Annotated in this window: 1 protein-coding gene; it reads left to right on the top strand. The window is 38.1% G+C overall.

All coding sequences use genetic code 11. The features are described 5' to 3' along the window. Window positions 1–61 precede the first annotated feature (61 nt). Window positions 62–964, top strand: coding sequence for a sce7726 family protein (locus tag Xbud_RS19015; RefSeq protein ID WP_099137533.1), 903 nt, complete (start codon window positions 62–64; stop codon window positions 962–964). Window positions 965–1,029 lie beyond the last annotated feature (65 nt).

Raw genomic sequence — 1,029 nt, 5'->3', positions numbered from 1 at the left:
TGTGCTAAGGATTTTGGCAGTAACCAAGCAAGATCCTGAACGATGGACTATGTGATTCACCATGATGAGAAGTAACGAACTTAACTCTTTTCAATTGACTGCTTTAAGTAGACTTTTTTCCGCTTCCGTCTTCAACGAGATAGCGAAAAGAGGGCAGTCTCCTATGTTTGCTCGTTCTCTCCGAGAGACCGAGCTTTTTGACCATGAAGATACACTTGGGATTACCGTTGGTGAGGCCTTCAATGAGGCATTTGCCTTACTTAGACAAACTGGCTTGCGGAATGAGTATGTTTATCGTTCTGCCCTCACACACAATCTTTTGCTCGGAAAGCATTCATTAAGAACTGCCTGTATGCTTAATGAATTCAGAATCGGTCCTTGCAAAGCTGATCTCATCATACTGAACAGAACTGGAACTGTTTACGAAATAAAATCCGAAAGAGATTCCTTAAGCCGTCTACAAAACCAAATAACAAACTACCGTAAAGCATTTGGGAAAATCTATGTGATAGCTGGTTCAGAACATATAGATGATGTGCTGAAAACAACAGAATCTACTATTGGGGTATTGAGTTTAACCCGATGGAATAGAATATCTACTATAAGAGAAGCTGTAGAAGTCTTAGACTTTATATGCCCTGTAACAATCTTTGAGTCATTAAGGATTAATGAGGCGAAAATTATTGCTTCTGATTTAGGTATAAAAATTCCCGACTTACCTAATACTCAAATGCATGGTTTCCTGAAAGAAGTATTTAGCGGTTTACCCCCTCTTTCTGTATACAATTTAATGCTTAAAACTTTAAAGGAAAGCAGAAGTCTACTTTCTTTAAGAGAGCTTATTCTCAACTTACCAAAGTCTTTGCAACCAGCAGCACTTTCTATTCAGCTTCGCTTTAAGGATCATGAGCGATTAATTAATACTATGCAAGTTCCTCTTAATGAGGCATTGTTATGGGAGTAACAAACTATGTATTATCCTTATTTCCGTGGGAAACAATTTGAACTGTTGGCTATTAGAGATACTGC

The organism is Xenorhabdus budapestensis (assembly GCF_002632465.1).
GTDB lineage: Bacteria > Pseudomonadota > Gammaproteobacteria > Enterobacterales > Enterobacteriaceae > Xenorhabdus > Xenorhabdus budapestensis.
This window is presented reverse-complemented; position numbering and strand designations above follow the sequence as displayed.